This is a genomic window from Sporosarcina sp. PTS2304 (genome assembly GCF_003351785.1).
In the GTDB taxonomy this organism is placed as follows: domain Bacteria; phylum Bacillota; class Bacilli; order Bacillales_A; family Planococcaceae; genus Sporosarcina.
This window is the reverse complement of record NZ_CP031230.1, coordinates 1126170-1146308: the sequence shown is the minus strand read 5'-3', so window position 1 is coordinate 1146308 and position 20139 is coordinate 1126170. Positions and strand designations below refer to the sequence as shown.

At 44.0% G+C, this 20139-nt stretch carries 19 protein-coding genes and 1 pseudogene; 18 read left to right on the top strand and 2 right to left on the bottom strand.

Going from position 1 to position 20139, the window contains the following annotated elements:
• Nucleotides 1-3 precede the first annotated feature (3 nt).
• The 5 genes and pseudogenes from DV702_RS05345 to DV702_RS05330 all read left to right on the top strand — a co-directional run bounded on the left by DV702_RS05345 (nucleotide 4) and on the right by DV702_RS05330 (nucleotide 4940).
• Entirely contained in the window at nucleotides 4-921 is a 918-nt protein-coding gene (locus DV702_RS05345; RefSeq protein ID WP_240315685.1) for a sensor histidine kinase, read from the top strand.
• A 359-nt stretch (nucleotides 922-1280) separates the two neighbouring features.
• Nucleotides 1281-1325, top strand: a pseudogene (locus tag DV702_RS17320) (SEC-C metal-binding domain-containing protein); the annotation flags it as partial.
• Nucleotides 1326-1355: 30 nt separating this feature from the next.
• Entirely contained in the window at nucleotides 1356-3392 is a 2037-nt protein-coding gene (locus DV702_RS16790; RefSeq protein ID WP_162805670.1) for a CHAT domain-containing protein, read from the top strand.
• Between the two features lie 72 nt (nucleotides 3393-3464).
• The gene (locus tag DV702_RS05335) at nucleotides 3465-4445 is read left to right on the top strand and encodes a thymidylate synthase (RefSeq protein ID WP_114923826.1); all 981 of its coding nucleotides are present in this window, start codon (nucleotides 3465-3467) and stop codon (nucleotides 4443-4445) included.
• A gap of 12 nt (nucleotides 4446-4457) precedes the next feature.
• Nucleotides 4458-4940 carry a dihydrofolate reductase gene (locus DV702_RS05330; RefSeq protein WP_114923825.1) on the top strand — a complete coding sequence of 161 codons (483 nt, stop codon included), beginning with the start codon at nucleotides 4458-4460 and terminating at the stop codon, nucleotides 4938-4940.
• 6 nt (nucleotides 4941-4946) lie between these two features.
• Here the strand turns inward: DV702_RS05330 and DV702_RS05325 are convergent, their stop codons facing one another.
• Complete coding sequence (locus tag DV702_RS05325; RefSeq protein ID WP_114923824.1) at nucleotides 4947-5579, bottom strand: PAQR family membrane homeostasis protein TrhA; 633 nt, start codon at nucleotides 5577-5579, stop codon at nucleotides 4947-4949.
• Between the two features lie 81 nt (nucleotides 5580-5660).
• Here DV702_RS05325 and DV702_RS05320 point away from each other — a divergent pair, with 81 nt between their 5' ends.
• The 10 genes from DV702_RS05320 to DV702_RS05275 all read left to right on the top strand — a co-directional run bounded on the left by DV702_RS05320 (nucleotide 5661) and on the right by DV702_RS05275 (nucleotide 13221).
• On the top strand, nucleotides 5661-6497 hold the full coding sequence (locus tag DV702_RS05320) for a DegV family protein (RefSeq protein WP_114923823.1): 837 nt from the start codon (nucleotides 5661-5663) through the stop codon (nucleotides 6495-6497).
• A 12-nt stretch (nucleotides 6498-6509) separates the two neighbouring features.
• Entirely contained in the window at nucleotides 6510-7322 is an 813-nt protein-coding gene (locus tag DV702_RS05315; RefSeq protein ID WP_114923822.1) for an SGNH/GDSL hydrolase family protein, read from the top strand.
• Between the two features lie 8 nt (nucleotides 7323-7330).
• Nucleotides 7331-7903, top strand: a complete 573-nt coding sequence (locus DV702_RS05310; RefSeq protein WP_114923821.1) for a YpmS family protein — start codon at nucleotides 7331-7333, stop codon at nucleotides 7901-7903.
• A gap of 13 nt (nucleotides 7904-7916) precedes the next feature.
• Nucleotides 7917-8447: a peptide-methionine (S)-S-oxide reductase MsrA gene (gene msrA, locus DV702_RS05305; protein WP_114923820.1), complete on the top strand. Its 531-nt coding sequence runs from the start codon at nucleotides 7917-7919 to the stop codon at nucleotides 8445-8447.
• Entirely contained in the window at nucleotides 8444-8869 is a 426-nt protein-coding gene (gene msrB, locus DV702_RS05300) for a peptide-methionine (R)-S-oxide reductase MsrB (RefSeq protein ID WP_114923819.1), read from the top strand. Before msrA ends, msrB begins: the two co-directional genes overlap by 4 nt.
• Nucleotides 8870-8884: 15 nt before the next feature.
• The gene (locus DV702_RS05295; protein WP_114923818.1) at nucleotides 8885-9109 is read left to right on the top strand and encodes a YozE family protein; all 225 of its coding nucleotides are present in this window, start codon (nucleotides 8885-8887) and stop codon (nucleotides 9107-9109) included.
• A gap of 78 nt (nucleotides 9110-9187) precedes the next feature.
• Entirely contained in the window at nucleotides 9188-9892 is a 705-nt protein-coding gene (gene deoD, locus DV702_RS05290) for a purine-nucleoside phosphorylase (RefSeq protein ID WP_114923817.1), read from the top strand.
• Nucleotides 9893-9967: 75 nt separating this feature from the next.
• Nucleotides 9968-11458 carry a lmo1851 family serine protease gene (locus DV702_RS05285; protein WP_114923816.1) on the top strand — a complete coding sequence of 497 codons (1491 nt, stop codon included), beginning with the start codon at nucleotides 9968-9970 and terminating at the stop codon, nucleotides 11456-11458.
• Nucleotides 11459-11512: 54 nt separating this feature from the next.
• The gene (locus DV702_RS05280) at nucleotides 11513-12415 is read left to right on the top strand and encodes a CobW family GTP-binding protein (RefSeq protein WP_114923815.1); all 903 of its coding nucleotides are present in this window, start codon (nucleotides 11513-11515) and stop codon (nucleotides 12413-12415) included.
• A gap of 179 nt (nucleotides 12416-12594) precedes the next feature.
• Nucleotides 12595-13221 (top strand): CAP domain-containing protein, encoded by a 627-nt coding sequence (locus DV702_RS05275; RefSeq protein WP_114923814.1) that lies wholly within the window; start codon nucleotides 12595-12597, stop codon nucleotides 13219-13221.
• Between the two features lie 41 nt (nucleotides 13222-13262).
• Here DV702_RS05275 and DV702_RS05270 read toward each other — a convergent pair whose 3' ends face one another.
• Nucleotides 13263-14609, bottom strand: a complete 1347-nt coding sequence (locus tag DV702_RS05270; RefSeq protein WP_114923813.1) for an MATE family efflux transporter — start codon at nucleotides 14607-14609, stop codon at nucleotides 13263-13265.
• A gap of 102 nt (nucleotides 14610-14711) precedes the next feature.
• Between DV702_RS05270 and DV702_RS05265 the strand changes: the two genes are divergently transcribed.
• The 3 genes from DV702_RS05265 (at nucleotide 14712) to odhB (ending at nucleotide 20099) form a co-directional block, all read left to right on the top strand.
• Entirely contained in the window at nucleotides 14712-15788 is a 1077-nt protein-coding gene (locus DV702_RS05265) for an undecaprenyldiphospho-muramoylpentapeptide beta-N-acetylglucosaminyltransferase (protein ID WP_114923812.1), read from the top strand.
• A gap of 185 nt (nucleotides 15789-15973) precedes the next feature.
• Nucleotides 15974-18784, top strand: coding sequence for a 2-oxoglutarate dehydrogenase E1 component (locus DV702_RS05260; protein ID WP_114923811.1), 2811 nt, complete (start codon nucleotides 15974-15976; stop codon nucleotides 18782-18784).
• A 94-nt stretch (nucleotides 18785-18878) separates the two neighbouring features.
• Nucleotides 18879-20099: a 2-oxoglutarate dehydrogenase complex dihydrolipoyllysine-residue succinyltransferase gene (gene odhB / locus DV702_RS05255; RefSeq protein ID WP_114923810.1), complete on the top strand. Its 1221-nt coding sequence runs from the start codon at nucleotides 18879-18881 to the stop codon at nucleotides 20097-20099.
• Nucleotides 20100-20139 lie beyond the last annotated feature (40 nt).

Genomic DNA, 20139 nt, shown 5'->3' with positions numbered 1-20139 from the left:
TGAATGCATGTGAGCAGCTGGTTACTGATTGTGGTGCTAGTGGTTTCACTGCTAGTTGTTCTAGTTTGTCTAATGCTAGTGCTTCATTGGGATATTAAAAAGATGACGAGGCAGTTAGAGGGAATCATTGAGAACTTCGGTACCAATGAAGTCGTTCGTACCCATAGCCAGAATAAGAACTTGGCTCGATTTGCTGCGAAAATTAACGAGCTCATTCTTTTATTTAAGCAGGATCAGCAACAGATGCATAAGAGAGAAATGAATCTGAAGCGAGAAATTACTAATATCTCACATGATTTACGAACGCCTTTAACGTCGATCAAAGGATTTTCAGAATTATTATCGAATCCTACATTAACTGTAGAAGAAAAGGACGAGTATCTAGCGGTTGTGCAAAAGAAAATAGATCATCTGACCAATGTCGTGGATTCGTTTTATGAACTTTCGCAATTGGATTCATTGGATAAACAATTGGTGATGGAGAAGCATTTTCTGAATGAAGTAGTCGTAGAAACGATGCTGACATTCTATGATGCGTTTGAGAAGAAGCAATTACAGGTGCAAATAAGCGAGCGTGAAGTTTCACCTATTCTTGCAGATAAGAAAGCGACCGATCGGATTGTAGCCAATATTATTCAAAATGCGCTAACTTATAGTAAAAGTTATGTAAGGTTAGATCTGATAGAGGATGATAAAACGATTCGATTACGGGTTGCCAATGACGTGGAAGCGTTTGACATGGCTAAGATTCAACGGATTTTTGATCGGACGTTTCGGATGGACTCTAGTCGCACAAATGAACGGGTTGGATTAGGTTTACATATTGTTCAGCAACTTGTCGAAATGCAAGGCGGACATGTGATGGCTGAAGTTGCTGGCGAGGAATTTGTAGTGGAAGTTTCGTTTAGGAAATGGGTGTAGGGGGTGCTAGGATCGATGTATAGTAGTATGAGCAACCGGTGAGCGATGGAGTTAATAGTATGACGAATATTGCTTTTGTTCATGGTTCAATCTGGTGCTTTACACGAGTAGTAAACGTAGTAGAGAGTCTTCCTACTAACCAAGTTATATTTAATTAAACAATTTCACGTTTTTTGTAAATATATTGGTTAGTAAATTATAGAAATATTCACAGTCAAGTATGTAAGAGCATCCAATCGGTTGCTCTTTTCTTTATGCCAAATAATTAAACTGAGACACACAATAGGAGTCGTTATCCAAAACTATCAAACGTATTTGGTATACTCTCTATACAATCCATTTCAGAAAGGAGAGAAACCATGATCCCCAAAAGAAACGACCCTTGCCCTTGTGGGAGTGGTAAGAAATTTAAAAAATGTTGTGGACGTGTACAGGTGTTGAATGCTGAAGTGTTTCGAGAGAAGTTTTTGCATAATTATTTTATTGTCTATGATAGTGAACGTACGAGAGAAGATCGACCGAGTTTTCATCTGTGCAGTCCAATCGTAGAAGATGTAGCTGAGGCATTTTGGTATGGTTTGCACTTACCTAGACATGCGTTTGACTTCGTACAGGCACCTGATGGGTTGTTTTCGATAGGTGATGGTATTCAGCAACATAATATATTTTTAATTTCTGATAAAATGAATGGTGAAAATATAACACTTATTGAACAGTATCCACCTACGTTATACATAACGGAAAGCTCTTGCTATAAGAAAGTGCTTGATCTGCATGCGATGTTGCCTTCTATGCTAGGTGTGATTACTATGGATGAGTTATCGTCAGAATCCCTCGCCACTCATTGGCAAGCTATTCAGGAAGCAACAAAGCAACTGTTAAAAACGTATGGAGTGGATAGGGAGTTTCTGAAAACCCACCCTGTACTCCATAAAGACAAAGCTCGTTCAGCCTTGCCGAATATCTTTTTAGGTACCCAGTACGGTGATATTGACGCTTTACTGACTACTTTACAAGCACATGACTATTCTCCAAGAGTCAGAGCGTTGATGCAAAAAGAGGCATTGATGGTTGCTGATATGTATCATCAAGTAGGTGATCAACTGAATAAGGTTGATGCTAAACAAGCACAGGAATTGATTCGCAACAACTATCAAGTCATGCCTTCTGCTCTCGTTGTGACACTTCCTGGTGGTCCGAAGTTCAGACAAAGCTACCAAACGAAGTATGCCGAGCCCGAGATTCGTCAGGAAGAAAAAGGCTTGATCGAGTTTCTTGGGATCCAACGTGCGATTTCCCTTGGTGGTGTTTGGTTAGAAGGTGAGGTGCTTTCTCCGGAAGTATTCCACGCGCTCGCTGAATTGCAACAACATATCTATGTAAAGAAACCAAATAGTCGGTATATCAACCGAATGCAGAAGAAGTTTGGAAAAGAACTCGCCGCATGTTTTGAATTAGTAGATTTGGGTGAATTTATTCGTGCTTCATCCAAGCTCGTTGCTTTTACAGACTTCCCCGTAGGTTTAGCAATTCTCCCGGGCTATACAGATCCGTTATGCAATATGATTCCGATTACGTATCGTCCGTTAACTCCACTGACGTTTGCATTCCAATATGGATTGCCGCAACGTGACGAACATTATATCGGTCGAGGCAAAGGTTTTAAAGTCCTGGTGATCGAGTGTCTTGCGGAGACTGAAAAAATTAGGGCAATATCCGATGTGGCCTGGTCATACGTTAGAGAGCATCATAGGGATAATAAAATGATTTCAATTTTTTATGAAGTGGCGGAATCTGTAAAAGATCTAGAAGCATTCATTAATAGTCGTAGCGATATCGATATGTTGGTGATATCTGCACATGGTACATATAATGACGAAGGTGTAGCGGGGTTATCTGTCGGAGGTCGTGTGTGGTTGCCTACTGACGAATTACGTGTTCCGCCGATTGTTATCTTAAGCGCTTGTCATGCGGCGGTTAAAGGGAAAGGGAATTATACGGTCAGTGATGCTTTCTTACGCGCGGGTGCATTGGCAGTGTTGGGTACGCTTATTCCTGTAGACGTTCGGGAAAATGCTTATTTGATGCAGCGGTTTTTTCAATATGTGTCTGAAGTAGTGGACGGAAAGCATACGTGTTATGACATAACTGATGCGTGGATGCGAGTCATCAATGCGAATATCTTCTCTGAGATTATGACAACGACAAAGAAGTTAACTGAGTGGAGCATGATGGAAGATTCAAATGGAAAACTCCCTTTTGAACGCTATGTAGAAAAAGTGAAGACCGTGGCGCCAGCTATAGGACATTTACATCAGCAAACAGTGGAAATTGTTTCGGAAATTGCTGAACAAGACGGAATGAAAGAAAATATGCTAGCGGTGTTACAAAGTAAAGGTTATGTATCGGAATCCGCTTTTTATATTTGGAGCGGCTATCCAGAAAAAATTTATTTGCAGGCAAAATGGTAGTGTGATTTCCTAGCGATACTGTGGATTTTTCAGCTATACTGTATGAAGTGAACTACGTTGGAGGTAAGTATAATGCAAAATGAATTAGAACAGACCTATCTAGATTTTTTGCAACATATTCTAGATGAGGGTGTGAAGAAAGAAGATCGAACAGGGACGGGTACGATTAGTGTATTCGGCTATCAAATGCGCTTTGATTTAGCTAAGGGGTTTCCGTTGTTTACGACGAAACGTACACCGTTCCGCTTAATCGCGAGTGAGTTATTATGGTTTATCAAAGGTGATACGAATATTCGTTATTTGCTTCAACATAATAACCATATTTGGGATGAGTGGGCATTTAAGCGCTGGGTGGAGTCAGACGAATATACGGGTCCAGATATGACGGACTTCGGGAATCGTTGCCTAGTGGATGAGACATTCAACACGGTCTATCAAGCGGAATTAAATGCGTTTTGTGAACGTGTGCTAGCGGATGATGCCTTTGCGCAGAAGTATGGCGATCTCGGGAATGTCTACGGCAAACAGTGGCGTCACTGGACGGATTCAGAAGGCAATGAAATCGATCAGCTGCAAGACGCGATTGAGATGATTAAAAACAATCCGGACTCCCGCCGAATTATTGTCAATGCATGGAATCCTGAAGATGTCGTGAATGCAGGTGCGAAAGGGAGTAAAGCCGCGTTGCCGCCATGTCACGCGATGTTCCAGTTGTATGTAGCGAACGGCAAGCTGTCTTGTCAGCTCTATCAGCGTAGCGGTGATTCATTCCTCGGTGTGAACTTCAATATTCCGTCGTATGCCTTACTGACGCATTTGATTGCACATGAATGTGGACTTGAAGTAGGAGAGTTTATCCATACGCTAGGGGATGCACATATTTACTTGAATCATGTGGATCAGGTGAAAGAGCAATTGTCGCGTGAACTGCGTGATTTACCTACGTTACGCATTAATCCGGACAAGCAATCTATTTTTGATATAGAAATGGAAGATTTGACGATCGAAGGCTATGATCCGCATCCAGGGATCAAAGCACCGATTGCAGTGTAAGGAGGAATTTAATTGATATCATTACTAGTAGCGCATGACCTCGACCGGGTGATCGGCGTCAATAACGAAATGCCATGGCATATTCCGGAAGAACTGGCGTATTTCAAGAAGAAGACGATGGGCAAGGCGGTCGTCATGGGGCGAAAAACGTTTGAATCGATCGGCCGTCCGCTACCGGGGCGGTTGAATATTATTATTACACGTAATCCTGATTATGAAGCGGAAGGAATTACGGTCGTGCATGATTTGGATACGGCAATTGAACAAGCAAGAGAGTATGCAGATGAAGTGATGGTGATCGGGGGCGCTGAAATTTTCAAGTTGGCGCTTGCTGAAGCTGATCGCTTGTATATTACGGTAATCGATAAGCATTATCCCGGTGATACGTTCTTTCCGGAGTATGGTGAAGGTTGGGAATTGACGAGCGAGTCCGATGTGCAGTATGCGCAAGACCAGACTGCGTATACGTATCAAGTATGGGACAGAAAAAAATAACGCCCTTCACACGTAGAGAAGGACGCTAAAATACATGGCTGCGCTGCCGGCGATGACGAATAAATGCCAGATCGCGTGATTGTACGGCACGCGCCGCCACATGTAAAATACAGAACCGAACGTATAAAACAGCCCACCGATGATCAGCAGCAAAAGACCAGCTGTAGGTAGCTGTTCATATAGTGGCTTAATCGCAAAGACGATCAGCCAGCCCATGACGATATAGAGGGCGAGCGACAACTTTTCAAAGCGATGAATGTAAAACACTTTAAACAAAATCCCGAACAACGTCAGGCCCCAGACGATACCAAACAACGTCCAGCCAAGAGCGCCTTGTATCGTGACGAGTAAAAACGGTGTATACGTTCCCGCAATGAGTACATAAATGGCGGAGTGGTCAAGAATCGAGAAAAACGATTTCACTTTCTCAGGCATACTATGTAGTAGCGTACTCATGAGAAACAACAACATGGACGCACCGAAAATCGTGAAACTGACGACGTACAGCGCGGATCCCCGTTCGACACCAGCTAAAATGAGGTAGACGAGCGCAGGGATGCTTAGAACGAAGCCAATCGCATGAGTGATCGCGTTCCATCGTTCTTCCGAAAAGGTTTTGTAATCAAATGGATCTTTCATTAAATACCAGCTCCTCGTCTCTACTATATCAAATACTACACAAAAAATCGCAATTTGCAGTGCGCGAAGGAGAGTAAGTCTATGAAGAAAATTCACATTGTCACGGATTCGACAGCGGCCCTAACGGATGAACTGATCGAACAGTATGCTATTCATGTTGTGCCGTTGACGCTACAAATCGACGGACGCGCCTATACGGACGGAGTCGATATTACGTCCGAACAATTCATCGATCTCATGCGGGAATCAAAAGATTTGCCGAAAAGTTCACAACCGGCAGTCGGTGTATTCCAGGCGCTTTATGATGAGCTGGGCAAAGACGGCAACCCGATCCTGTCAATTCATATGACCGGTGGAATGAGCGGAACGGTGAAATCGGCAGAAGCAGCAGCACAAGCTTCTACTGCGGATGTAACTGTTGTGGATTCGATGTATATTTCACATGCATTGACTTTCCAAGTGCTTGAGGCTTGTCGTCTAGCAGAAGAAGGCAAGTCTGTACAGGACATTGTGAAGGAACTAGACAATGTCCGCAAACGTTCCTCTTTATATGTCGTAGTGGACGTGCTAGATAATTTAGTAAAAGGCGGTCGTATCGGCAAAGGACGTGCAATGTTCGGCTCATTGATGAATATTAAGCCAATCGCGACGTTACAGGATGGGGTTTATACACCTGTCGCAAAAGTGCGTAGCCATAAGCAAGTGGTGTCGTATTTACTGGAAGAGTTTAAAAAAGAGACAGCAGGGAAAGTGATTCGTAGTGTAGGAATTGCGCATGCCAATGGACTCGCGATGGGTGAACCGTTAAAGAAGAAAATTGAAGAACTTGGGGTTCCAGTAAAGCTTTCGTATACGACTCCTATCGTCAGTACGCATACGGGTGAAGGTGCAATCGGTTTTATGTATTACACAGAGTAAGGAGATCGACAGATGAGAAGAATGATCTTGTGGTTATTCGTCTTCTCGTTGTTCCTGTCAGGGTGCCAAGCCCCATTTAGCCAGAAGAAAGACAAGACCATGACTTTGGCAGAACGTGAAGCCGTTCTCTTTGAACCGTTTTCGATTCCAGATAATTTTATTCCGCAGCGTATACATGTACTCGGTTTAGGGGATTCGTTGACACAGGGTGTCGGGGATGAACGAAAAGAAGGCGGTTATTTCGGACGCTTGACAACAGATATGGAACAATGGAAAGGCGTCATGGACGTAGAAGCGGTCAATTTAGCGAAACGCGGGCGCCGTAGTGATCAATTGTTAGAACAACTAGAAGATCCGAATGTCCAAGAAGCGATTGTACAGGCTGATTATATCGTCTTTACAATCGGCGGCAATGATTTGATGAAAGTAGTAAAAGGGAATTTCATGAAAATGAAACTATCAGATTTTTATAAGGAACTAGGAAAATTTGAAACGCGCATCGATGAAGTGTTTGAAATTCTACGACTCTATAATCCGACCGCTCCGATTATTGTAGCTGGACTGTATAATCCGTTTTCTGTCGTGACGGATGAAGTACAGGAGTTCGAACAGATTATAGAGGACTGGAATCACTCGATTGAAGAACGCGCACAACGAGATGGCACGGCTTGCTTTGTGCCGGTAGAAGATTTATTTCATTCGAATGAAAATCTCGTGTATCACACAGACTTCTTCCATCCGAACAGTAAAGGCTATGATCAGATGGAAAATCGTTTTGTGGAAGAGATGAAAAGTTGTCCAGCCGTTACGCTGGAAGTGGAGTGAACCGGAACATGAATGGTTGGAAAGTAGCATTTTTTAGCTTAGCAGGGTTAGTGGCGGCTGCATTCGTCGCGCTGATTTTATTGGTCGGCGGAACTACCGCTTCCCCTCCTTTGCCTGAATCATCCGCAACGCAAGAGGAAGGCTATACGCTAGTACTCAATACGACGAAGAATAATTTTGAAGGTATCGCAAACACGTATATACGAAAAGCAGTGAAAGGTGCATTACCAGTAGAACTCTCTATGGGAGACGATGTGTTATTAACATCGGAGCTAACGGTGTTCTCTTATACATTGCCGCTCGCCATGCATTTCGATCCGATTGTCCAAGAAGACGGAAACTTACTCTTGAAACAATCGTCTATGGAATTAGGGCAATTGAATATTCCGCCTTCCACTGTGTTGAAGTTGCTGAAAAATTCAGTGGAACTGCCTTCGTGGATGGTCGTCCGTCCGAAAGAAGAGGAAATTTTCATTGATTTGCAGGATTTGCCGATCTCAGGTGATGTACAGGTGAAAGCAAAAGAAGTGAATTTGGCGCAAGATGAGATTATATTGGAAGTGTTGATACCGAAAAACTGAGGAGGGTACACACATGGCGATACAAAATGCAACGTTTGCGGGCGGTTGTTTCTGGTGTATGGTGAAACCGTTCGATCAATACGAGGGTGTCCGTTCTGTAACGAGTGGCTATACCGGTGGCCATACAGTCAATCCGACATACGAAGAAGTGTGCACGAATGCGACTGGACATCGGGAAGCTGTGAACATTGAATTTGATGATGAAGTAATTTCGTATAAAGAATTATTAACAGTATTTTGGCAAGTGATCGACCCAACAGATGCGGGTGGACAGTTCCATGATCGTGGAGAGTCTTATAAAACTGCGATCTATACACATTCTAAAGAACAACAACAGGAAGCGGAGCAGTCGAAGCAGGAATTACAGGCAAGCGGAAAATTCTCTTCGCCGATTGCGACGGATATTTTACCCGCTCATCCGTTTTACGCAGCGGAAGACTATCACCAACAGTATTACGAAAAAAATCCGGGGCATTATAATCGGTACCATGTAGGATCGGGCCGTGCAGGATTTATCGAAAAACATTGGGGGAATCGCTCATGAAAGAAGATTTGAAGAACCGTTTAACAGAGATGCAATATCATGTGACGCAGGAAAGTGGAACAGAACCACCATACCGCAACGAATTCGATGCACATTTTGAAGAAGGTTTGTATGTGGATATCGTTTCCGGGAAGCCGTTATTTAGTTCGCATGACAAGTTTGACGCAGGTTGTGGATGGCCAAGCTTTTCTAAACCGGTAGAGTCTGAGGAAGTGACAGAGCATTTTGATACGAAGTTCGGTATGCGCCGTACGGAAGTCCGCAGTAAGACAGCTGACTCGCATTTAGGACATGTCTTCCCAGACGGCCCTCAAGAAACAGGGGGATTGCGCTATTGCATTAATTCGGCAGCGCTGCGTTTCATTCCGGTGGCGGATCTGGAAAAAGAAGGATACGGTGAGTATGCCGGACTATTTGAGTGAAGGAAGGTGACAGCGATGGATCGATCCTTTTATCATTTTGCGCTTCGGTATCGCGGTGGTGGTAGAGATGATGTGAAGGCGTTATTTGCTGAGAAGATGTTTCGCGATGCCAGTTTCCCAAAGGATGAGGAGGATTTCGATTCGTTGTCACGCTACATAGAAGATCAGGCAGATGACGATTTGCGTTCGACTACTTTTGATGAACTCTATGCGATCTATGTGGATCTATGTAGCATGTAACTACCGAGGTCTTCATTGCATCTCATAAGTTTTCACTGTATGATAACAATAAATTCATGAAATGGGGCTGACAAACAAATGAGCATACATATTGATGCGAAAAAGGGCGATATCGCCGACACGATTTTATTACCGGGAGATCCACTGCGCGCGAAGTACATCGCCGAGACATTTTTAGAAGATGTCGTGCAATACAATTCGGTACGTAACATGTTCGGTTTTACCGGAACATACAAAGGAAAGCGCATTTCTGTCCAAGGAACGGGTATGGGCGTACCTTCCATCTCGATTTACACGACAGAACTTATGCAGGAATTTGATGTTCAGAAATTAATCCGTGTCGGAACTTGCGGCGCTATCCAAAAAGACGTAAAAGTACGTGACGTCATTTTGGCTCAAGGCGCAACAACGAACTCATCTATAAACGATGTTACGTTCGGACCGATTCGTTTCGCACCGATTGCGGACTTTGATCTATTGATGAAAGCGTATAATGCAGGGAAAGAAAAAGGCTTGAATTTGCAGGTAGGGAACATCTACACAGAAGATTTTTTCTACAACGAAGACGGGCAGCACGAAAAGCTGGCACGCCACGGTGTATTGGCTGTTGAAATGGAAGCGGCGGCATTGTATACGCTAGCAGCGAAGTACGGTCGCCAAGCACTGGCTGTCCTGACAGTAAGTGACCACATTCTTACAGGTGAGATTACTACTCCTGAAGAGCGTCAATTGACATTCAATGACATGATCGAAGTCGCACTAGAAGCAGCCATCGCTGAGTAATATAGAAAAAGATCCTGTGACCGGACCGCTCTTGGTAGCGGTCTTTTCATGGGAATGTGGAAAGTAGGGAAGAGGATGAACGAAAACGAGTCAAACGGTGGGCTGGAGCCGGAAAAGAAACCGACGTCTCGCTATATCCGCATCAAACCGTTTTCGTTGATCATGCTTATTTTTGCCCTTGTGCTGGCGACAGCAGCCGTTACATTCTTCGCACTGACCGTTGGTGATGAAAAAGTAGTAGAAGTTGTCAAACCTAAGCAAGTGGGAAATGAACGAAAAGAATTTCAAAAACTTTTCGATGCATATGATCAACTGAAACAAACGTATTTTGATGAAGTCGATGATCAAGTCGTCTTAGACGGCGCGATCAATGGAATGGTGGATGCACTAGGTGACCCGTATTCCGATTATTTAAATGTCAAAGAAGCAGAACAGCTGAATGAAAGTATTTCTTCTAGTTTTGAAGGGATCGGTGCCGAGATTCAAGAGTCTAACGGCTATATTAGTGTCGTTTCACCTATTAAAAATTCGCCTGCAGAAAAAGTAGGATTATTACCGAACGACACCATTCTTTCAGTGGATGGCAAAAGTATTCAAGGCATGTCTTCTTCTGAAGCGGTGCTGTTGATTCGTGGGGAAAAAGGCTCGACGGTTACGTTGTCTATTAAACGGGGGGAACGTCAAGATCCATTTGACGTAAAAATCGTTCGTGACGTCATTCCATTGCATACTGTATATGCGGAAATGCTAGATGATCACGTCGCCCATATTAATATTACGTCTTTCTCTGAAAATACGTATGAAGAATTATTGGAAGCGCTAAATGAAATGACAGACAAAGGGATGCAAGGTGTCTTGATCGATGTGCGTCAAAATCCAGGCGGTATCTTAACCGGTGCCATCGATATTTCCAATCTGTTCCTTGAAGAAGGGAAAACGATTTTACAGACAGAGGAAAAAGGCAAGTCTCCCGAAATCTATCCAGCATCTGACGGTCAAAAGGTTACAGTTCCTGTCGCGTTAATTGTAGATGATGGCAGTGCTTCGGCTTCTGAGATTTTAGCAGGTGCATTAAAAGAGTCTGCTGGCATTCCGATAGTCGGTGTTAAAACGTTCGGTAAAGGAACGGTACAATCTCCGACTCAATTGCCGGACGGTTCGAATTTAAAGCTAACGACAGCGAAATGGTTAACTCCTGACGGCAACTGGATTCACAAAAAAGGCATCGAGCCTGATGTTTCTGTACCGTATCCTTCATATGCGTCTCTTCCATTTTTAGATGCATCAGAAGAAATGGAAGAAGGACTCGTTTCTCCTAGCGTAGAAGCAGCAGAAGAGATGTTGGAAGCTGTCGGCTACGATCCGGGTGAAGTGGACGGATTGTATGACGCCAGTACGGCAGAAGCTGTGAAAACTTTGCAAAAAGACTTGCAAGTCGAAGTAACGGGTATACTCACAGGCGACACAACTGTCGGCTTAATGAAGAAATTACGTGATAAGTTGAAGAATGATGATCCACAGCTATTGAAAGCGAAAGAGATTGTGGTGAAAGAGATTAATTCATAATACTAAGCACGCGTCCTATACGGGCGCGTGTCTTTTATTGAAAGGATGATTCGAATGATTGATGTATATTTACTGAGTGGCTTTTTAGGAAGCGGCAAAACGTCAGGACTCGTACAACTGATCGAGCAAGTGAAACAGTCAGGGAGGCTTCCTGCAGTGCTTATGAATGAGTTCGGTGAAATGAATATTGACAGTCAAATTGTCGAGGACACCGGAGAAGTACCTTTAAAAGAATTATTGAATGGCTGTATTTGCTGTTCGGGTGCAGAGTCTACAGAAGCGCAAATCCAAAGCTTGCTGGCGGATTACCCTCATGTGGATGTGCTGTTTATCGAAACGACCGGTGCCGCTCATCCTGTCGAGGCGTTAGATGCGGTTTACTCTCCGTTATTCGCTGCGCAACTCTGTGTCAAAGGAATTATCACAATCGTCGATGCGAAGCGCTGGATCGACCGTGACGCATTGTCTCCACGAATGCTCGCTCTATTCCTCGAACAAATACGTCATGCCCACTTCATGGTGCTCAATAAAACGGATTTATTGTCTGATGATGAGCTGGCCACTGTAACAATGCAAGTGTCGCAGTTAAATCCGTACGCACCGCTCGTACAGACCGTCAACGCGAAAGTGGACTTCCGTTATATAGAGAAGATGATTGACGCCTCTTCAGCACCTACGCACGAAGTACAGACAGGCAGCGGTCTTCCAATTGCGTCTAAAGTGCTGACGTTTGACCAGCCGGTTGACCAAGAGCATTTCGAAGCATGGGTGCGTACATTGCCCGACACGATCTATCGGATGAAAGGCTATATTCAATTGGAAGGATCCCGTTACTCTCATTTATTCCAATATGCCTATGGAATGGTGCAGTGGATTCCGGAATATATCCAACTTCCTTCTACGCTCGTCATTATTGGCGAGCAACTGCAGCACGTCAAATACGAGCCGAAAAATTAGTTGTCAATAGCTTTTTACTGGCAATAGTACGGTATGACGGATACTTTTTCCAATAGCGGCAAAGCTCAAACTCTCTTTTCATAGGGTTCGAGAGTTCATTGGATAGAATGGTAAATTTCACTAAGTTTTCTCTCATTCTCTGACGGTATGATGATTTCCGTAGAGAAGGAGGGAACAAGATGAAAAAAACGTTATCACTCATCTTATTAAGCTCAGCACTAGTATTGCCACATCAGACAGCTGAGGCGAACACGTTTACAGACGCTAAGCCTCAGCACTATACGTGGAACATCCAGAAACAGGACAAGTATACGTATTACTATGGACAGTATCATTCAGGCTATCAAAAGCCGACACGTCCTACTCAACCGACGACACAGCCGCCAGCACAACCTAGCAAGCCGTCAGAAACTAGTACGACTGCAAATGTTTCAGCAGTGGAGCAAGCAGTACTAAATTTAACGAATGCAGAACGTACGAAAGCAGGTTTGCAGCCACTGCAAATTGACGTCGCTTTACAGAAATCTGCCAAACAAAAATCAGCAGACATGGCAGCGAATCATTATTTCTCTCATACGAGCCCTACATACGGTTCACCTTTTGATCAGATGAAGAGTCACGGCGTTACGTACCGTCAAGCTGCAGAAAATATCGCCATGGGTCAGCGCAGCGCACAGGAAGTTGTGACGGCTTGGATGAACTCAGCAGGTCATAGACAGAATATCTTAACACCGGGCTTTACGCATATCGGTATCGGCTATGATGCAAACGGTCACTATTGGACACAGCAATTCATTCAGAAGTAATAAAAAAAACGGTTGATGGAGTCTATTCCATCGACCGTTTTTTATCGTTGTTTATTTTGAATGTACCGCAGACGTAGCGAAAGGATACTAGCTCCAACAGTCAGACCGACGATTAATCCGACCCAATAACCGTACGGGCCGAGTTCAGTGAAGCGAGCGAGCAGGAAACCTGTAGGCAGTCCGATAATCCAAAACGAAATCAGTCCGACGATAAAGGTCATCGTCACGTCTTTGTATCCACGCAGTGCACCTTGTATAGGCGCTTGTACAGCATCAGACAGCTGGAATAACGCGGCATAGATAAAGAACTGCATCGCAAGTGTAATGATCGCTGCATCTGGCGTATACATAGAAGCAATGGATTCACGAAACATCAGCAAGATGAATATGGATAAGAAACTAAATGCTACCGCAAAGCCTATGCCGAGTTTCGTATAAGCCTTTGCGTCATCAGCACGTTTCGCTCCTATCGACTGGCCTACTAAAATGGTCGTACCCATCGAGACGCTTAACGGCACCATATAAAGAAGTGACGTAAAGTTCAGCGCAATTTGGTGTGCGGAAATGACATGGGCGCTGTAACTACTCATGAGCAATGTGACGACTGAAAATATACTCGTCTCCACGAAAATCGACAGACCGATTGGAATTCCGATCAATAAAATCTCTTTCCACCGAATGAACGATATTCGTTGCCACCTGCTGAACAATTCATACTCTTTAAAATGTCTAGAAAGCCAGGCGATCAACACCGCTATGAGAAATACGAGCCAATATGTAAAACCCGACGCATATCCGGCACCCGCCCCGCCTAGTTCCGGAAAGCCGAAGTTCCCGAAAATCAGCAGATAGTTTAGGATAATATTAATAGGAGCTGACAACAGAATAATAAACATCGAGACGCGTGTAGCGCCGAGTGCATCGAAAAATGAACGCAACACTGTATACGCCATCAACGGCACTAATCCAATGCTCATGCCGATTAAATAGCTGGACGCCACTGTGACGACTTGCCCGTCTAACGGCATTTTTGTAATGGCCGGCAACACTACTAACCGAATCAGCAGGAAAATGATTGCCGAAAGGGCGAGAGATACGTATAATGCTTGCTGGACAGTAGGGCGGACGTCGGTTTTATTCTTCGCGCCGATCTGCTGGGCGATAATAGGAGTAAGCCCCATTAAAATGCCTGACAGCCCTGTGTAGACAGGAATCCAAAATGAACTGCCGATCGTCACGCCTGCTAAATGATAGGTGTTGTAACGTCCGGTCATGAGGATATCGAAAAACGACATTAAATAGAGGGCGACTTGTGTAATTAAGATGGGAATCATAATTTTGATAAATAACGTGCTTTTTCGCTGTAATGTGTTCGTTGCAGTTGTCATGATTTTCAATTCCTCTTTCACATCTAGTAATCTACAGCTATTGTATCATGAAAGAGCGAGTGAAAATCATCTTACATAAGCCCTTATGAAAGGATGAGAAGTATGAAACAACCGGTAATCGTGTTAACAGGTGGCGGGACGGCAGGGCATGTGTCTGTCAATCAGGCGTTAATTCCTGTGTTTTTAGAAAAAGGCTATCGCGTGCATTATATCGGATCAAAAGAAGGGATCGAACGAGAGTTAATCGGAGATAGTCATCCAGACGTTGTTTATCACGCCATACAAAGCGGGAAACTGCGACGCTATTTCTCTATGAAAAATTTTAGCGATCCTTTTCGAGTAGGCGCTGGGACGCTTCAAGCACTTGCGATTTTACGGAAGCTGAAGCCGGAATTGGTCTTTTCTAAAGGAGGGTTCGTTTCTGTTCCTGTCGTGATGGCAGCGAAACTTGCCAATGTGACAGTGGTCGTACATGAGTCGGATGTCACGCCCGGCCTTGCAAATAAATTAGCACTGCCCTTTTCCTCACAGATTTTCACCGTATTTGAACAAACCTTACAATATGTTCCACCCGGTAAGTCTACTTGTACCGGTCCGATTATTCGTCCTGAATTATTTACAGGGGATGAAGAACGCGGGTTACAATTCACCGGCTTCACACATGACAAACCTATTTTCATTGTGATGGGGGGGAGCCAAGGGTCTGCTGTGCTGAATGATGCGGTACGCAAGTCGTTGCCTGAGTTGCTAAAGCAGTACCAAATCATTCATTTATGCGGGAAAGGCAATGCGGAGGAAGAGTTGAAAGGTCTCGCAGGGTATGCACAGTTTGAATATGTGACGACGGAATTGCCTGATTTGCTGGCGGCGGCAGATTTCGCTGTGTCACGTGCGGGATCGAATGCGATATTCGAATTGCTGGCGATCCATAAACCGATGCTGCTCATTCCGTTGGCTGCATCCAAGAGCCGCGGCGATCAAATTTTGAATGCATCATACTTCGCATCAAAAGGCCTCGCCCTACAAGTAGAGGAAGAACAGCTACCGAATGAGCCGCTACAATACCTTTTCGCGAAATTAGAGAAGGAGAAAAGTCGGTTGCTGTCGAATATAGAAAAGACGACAAAACCAAAAACTCCTGAAAAGATGGTAGAGTTGATTTTGTCGTTTCAGAAATAAATACAATCCTAACAGGCAGTAGTCAAGGATTATTCGTAGAAATCGCATATATTTTCATGCGGTTTTCAAAAAAGTTCACAACTTCGAATTAATCCCTTTCAGTTCTAGGATTTGCGTGCTATTATTGTATAGAAGTATACAAAATAAACACAACAAGCCAATTGGCAATGTGGAGGTCATATTACATGTCGAACAATGTGGATTCCCATCGTTCCCCGTATGCTAATTTTTCGGGTCCAAACCTTGGGTATGTAATGGAAATGTACGATCTGTTTAAAACAGATTCAAATGCAGTAGATCCTGATTTAGCTGAGCTATTCAGGAATTTTGGTGCGCCTCAGATCGATGAGTCAGGACAAGAAGCAGTAATTGCGCATGGTTCTCAAACCGATTTACGCAAAGTGCTAGCTGTCTATTCCTTATTAGAAGCGATTCGTTCATATGGGCATCTAGCAGCAGACATTTATCCATTAAACGATCGACCAAAGGATACATCACGTCTGGAACTGTCCTATCACGGACTGACAGAAAGCGATCTGGTCGGATTGCCAGCAACTTTGTTCTTGAAAAACGTTCCAGCAACAGTGGAAAACGGCTTAGATGCGATGAACTATCTGAAATCTTTATACACAGGTTCAATCGCCTACGAATTTGCTCACTTAATTGATGAAACAGAACGTAATTGGATTCAATCAAAAATTGAAAATGGCGATGTACAGCCAAGCTTACAAGGTGAAGATAAAAAGCAACTCCTTGAGCGCTTAACGAAAATTGAAGGTTTCGAGAAATTTATTCACCGTACATTCGTTGGAGCGAAGCGTTTCTCTATCGAAGGGGTAGACACACTTGTTGTCTTAATCGATGAATTAATTCGCCGTTCTGAAGAAGCGAAGATGCAGAAAATGCTTATCGGCATGGCGCACCGTGGACGTTTGAACGTGTTGACACATAACTTAAACAAACCATATGAAATGATGTTCGCTGAATTTGCGGGCGTTCCAGCGTCACCGTTCTTGCCAAAAGACGGCTCACTGGAAGTTACGCGCGGCTGGTTCGGCGATGTAAAATACCATATGGGAGCTCTTTACAAAGGAGAATCCGGTTTGAAACGCTTCCTAGCGTACAATCCGTCTCACTTGGAAGTAGTCAATCCTGTCATTACAGGGCAGACTCGTGCTGCTCAAGAAAATACAGATAACCCAGGTATTCCACGTCAAGATACGAATGCTGCGTTTGCAGTACTTGTACACGGTGATGCAGCGTTTCCTGGACAAGGAATCGTGCCGGAATCATTCAACTACAGCCGTGTCCGTGGGTTCCAAACAGGTGGATCGATTCACGTAATCGCCAACAATACAATTGGCTTTACAACTGAATACTATGATTCTCGTTCTACACATTACGCATCCGATCCAGCAAAAGGCTTCGAGGTACCAGTATTCCACGTGAATGCAGATCATCCGGAAGAAGTACTTGCTGTCGCACAGTTGGCATTTGAATATCGTCAGCAATTCGGTAAAGACGTATTGATCGACTTGATCGGTTACCGTCGTTATGGACATAATGAGATGGATGAGCCACTTGTAACAAATCCGGTCATGTACCACGAAATCCATAAGCATAAAACAGTTCGTCAACTTTACGCACAACGTTTAGTAGATCAACAACTCATGACGGATGACGAAGTGAAGCAAATGGATAAGTCGATTATCGCAGAAATGCAAGCAGCGTATGACCGCGTGAAAGAAGAGTCGGTCGATGCACCGAAACGATCGAACGCGACTCCTGAAGGCGTGTTGGCTGGATTGCCGCGTGACCTTGAAACAGGCGTATCTGCAGACCGTCTACGTAAGATGAACGAAGAATTACTAACATACCCTGCTGAATTCAAGGTATTTAGTAAATTGGAGAAGATTCTCAACAGACGTCATGATCCATTTAACGGTAAAGGTAAAATTGACTGGGCTCACGCAGAGCAACTAGCATTCGGATCTATTCTACAAGACGGCAAGCCTATTCGTATGTCTGGACAAGACGTTCAGCGCGGAACATTTGCTCATCGTCATCTAGTACTGCATGATGAAAGAACAGGTGAAGAATTTGTGCCGTTGCATCACATCGGTGGTTCAAACGCTTCATTCGTCGCTTATAACAGTCCGTTGACTGAAGCGGGTATTGTCGGCTATGAATTCGGTTATAACTTGGAAGAAGATAAAACGATGTCTATCTGGGAAGCACAGTATGGTGACTTCTCCAACATGGCACAAGTGATGTTCGACCAATTCGTTTCTTCTAGTTTCTCGAAGTGGGGTCAGCAATCAGGATTAGTGCTATTGTTGCCGCACGCGTTTGAAGGACAAGGACCGGAGCACTCAAGTTGCCGTATCGAGCGGTACTTGCAGTTATGCGCTGAGAACAACTGGACAGTTGCGAATATTTCAAGTGCTGCCAACTACTTCCACGTATTGCGTCGTCAAGCCAAAATTCTTGGAAGCGAAGCAGAACGTCCGTTAGTCATTGCGACACCTAAATCTTTATTGCGTCACCCACTAGTTGGAGCGGACATTGAAGATTTAACAGAAGGCCACTTTAAAACAGTTCTGGAACAACCAGGAACAGGGACAAAACCTGAAAAAGTGAAGAAAATCTTGTTTGCAAGCGGGAAGATGGCAATCGACCTAGCGGAACAAGTAAAAGACGGCAAAGGATTCGACTATCTGCATATCGTGCGTGTAGAACAGCTTTACCCGTTCCCGACAGATAAGATTAAAGAAATTCTCGCTCGTTTCCCGAAAGCAAAAGATTTAGTGTGGGTACAGGAAGAGCCGAAGAACATGGGTACATGGTCATTCGCATATCCGTACTTGCAACAACTAGCAGAAGACAAAGAAATCTCTTACGTTGGTCGTATTAAACGTTCAAGTCCATCTGAAGGTGACGGTGCTTCTCATAAAACAGAACAAAACCGAATCATTGAAGAAGCTTTGAAAAAGTGATATAACAAGTAAGGAAGCTATATAGTACTAAAAATCATTTAAACAAATAGTAGCTACTCCGCACGAAGCGGATACCTACGAGGAGGAATTTATTGTGGCAGAGATCAGAGTACCTGAACTAGCAGAATCGATTACAGAAGGTACAATTGCAAAATGGTTGAAACAACCCGGTGAAAACGTGGATAAAGGTGAATTCATCGTTGAATTGGAAACAGACAAAGTGAACGTCGAAGTCATTTCAGAAGAAGCAGGTGTTCTATCTGAGCTATTGGCAGCAGAAGGCGACACAGTTGAAGTTGGCCAAGTGATCGCGATTGTAGGCGAAGGTTCAGGTGCACCGGCACAACAAGCTCCACAAACAGCGCCAGAAGCAACAGCTCCTGCAGCACAACCAGATGCTCCGCAAGTAGCAGTTGAAGAAACAACTTCAACTGACCGTACAATTGCGAGCCCTGCCGCTCGTAAACTAGCGCGTGAAAAAGGCATCAATCTTGCAGACGTGTCTCCAGTCGATCCAATGGGTCGTGTACGCGCTCAAGACGTAGCTGCTCACAACAATGCGCCTGCGCCGAAAGCTCCGGCAGCTCCAGCGGCTAAAACAGAAGCAAAAGAAGACGGTCGTATTACGCGTCAGAAAATGACTCGCCGTCGTCAAACAATTGCGAAGCGTTTGCTAGAAGTAAGACAATCTACAGCGATGTTAACAACATTCAACGAAATTGATATGACGAAAATGATGGAACTTCGTTCACGCAAAAAAGACCAGTTCTTTGAGCAAAACGATGTACGTCTAGGGTTCATGTCATTCTTCACGAAAGCAGTTGTAGCTGCATTGAAAAAATACCCATATGTTAATGCTGAAATCGATGGTGACGAAATCTTGTTGAAAAACTATTTCGATATCGGTATCGCAGTATCAACTGAAGGTGGACTCGTTGTACCGAACGTAGTGGACGCAGATCGTAAAAACTTCGCAGAAATCGAAGCGACGATTGCTGAACTTGCTAAAAAAGCTCGCGACAACAAGTTGACAATGGCTGATATGACAGGCGGTTCATTCACAATTACAAACGGTGGAGTATTCGGTTCACTATTGTCTACTCCAATCTTAAACGGTACACAAGTAGGTATTCTAGGTATGCATACAATTCAAAAGCGTCCAGTAGCTGTTGGCGACAACATCGAAATCCGTCCGATGATGTATGTAGCACTTTCTTACGATCACCGAGTAATTGATGGAAAAGATTCAGTAGGATTCTTGAAGATGGTTAAAGAGTTACTAGAAAACCCTGAAGATCTTCTACTAGGTTCTTAATTTATACAACAGTAGCGACCCGCAGTTACGCGGGTCGCTT

Bases quoted from the DNA above. Each gene is read 5' to 3' on its own strand.
- DV702_RS05345 (WP_240315685.1), top strand. From the start codon at position 4: ATGCATGTGAGCAGCTGGTTACTGATTGTGGTGCTAGTGGTTTCACTG.
- DV702_RS05335 (WP_114923826.1), top strand. From the start codon at position 3,465: ATGCAAAATGAATTAGAACAGACCTATCTAGATTTTTTGCAACATATT.
- DV702_RS05325 (WP_114923824.1), bottom strand. From the start codon at position 5,579: ATGAAAGATCCATTTGATTACAAAACCTTTTCGGAAGAACGATGGAAC.
- DV702_RS05320 (WP_114923823.1), top strand. From the start codon at position 5,661: ATGAAGAAAATTCACATTGTCACGGATTCGACAGCGGCCCTAACGGAT.
- DV702_RS05315 (WP_114923822.1), top strand. From the start codon at position 6,510: ATGAGAAGAATGATCTTGTGGTTATTCGTCTTCTCGTTGTTCCTGTCA.
- DV702_RS05310 (WP_114923821.1), top strand. From the start codon at position 7,331: ATGAATGGTTGGAAAGTAGCATTTTTTAGCTTAGCAGGGTTAGTGGCG.
- msrA (WP_114923820.1), top strand. From the start codon at position 7,917: ATGGCGATACAAAATGCAACGTTTGCGGGCGGTTGTTTCTGGTGTATG.
- msrB (WP_114923819.1), top strand. From the start codon at position 8,444: ATGAAAGAAGATTTGAAGAACCGTTTAACAGAGATGCAATATCATGTG.
- DV702_RS05295 (WP_114923818.1), top strand. From the start codon at position 8,885: ATGGATCGATCCTTTTATCATTTTGCGCTTCGGTATCGCGGTGGTGGT.
- deoD (WP_114923817.1), top strand. From the start codon at position 9,188: ATGAGCATACATATTGATGCGAAAAAGGGCGATATCGCCGACACGATT.
- DV702_RS05285 (WP_114923816.1), top strand. From the start codon at position 9,968: ATGAACGAAAACGAGTCAAACGGTGGGCTGGAGCCGGAAAAGAAACCG.
- DV702_RS05280 (WP_114923815.1), top strand. From the start codon at position 11,513: ATGATTGATGTATATTTACTGAGTGGCTTTTTAGGAAGCGGCAAAACG.
- DV702_RS05275 (WP_114923814.1), top strand. From the start codon at position 12,595: ATGAAAAAAACGTTATCACTCATCTTATTAAGCTCAGCACTAGTATTG.
- DV702_RS05270 (WP_114923813.1), bottom strand. From the start codon at position 14,609: ATGACAACTGCAACGAACACATTACAGCGAAAAAGCACGTTATTTATC.
- DV702_RS05265 (WP_114923812.1), top strand. From the start codon at position 14,712: ATGAAACAACCGGTAATCGTGTTAACAGGTGGCGGGACGGCAGGGCAT.
- DV702_RS05260 (WP_114923811.1), top strand. From the start codon at position 15,974: ATGTCGAACAATGTGGATTCCCATCGTTCCCCGTATGCTAATTTTTCG.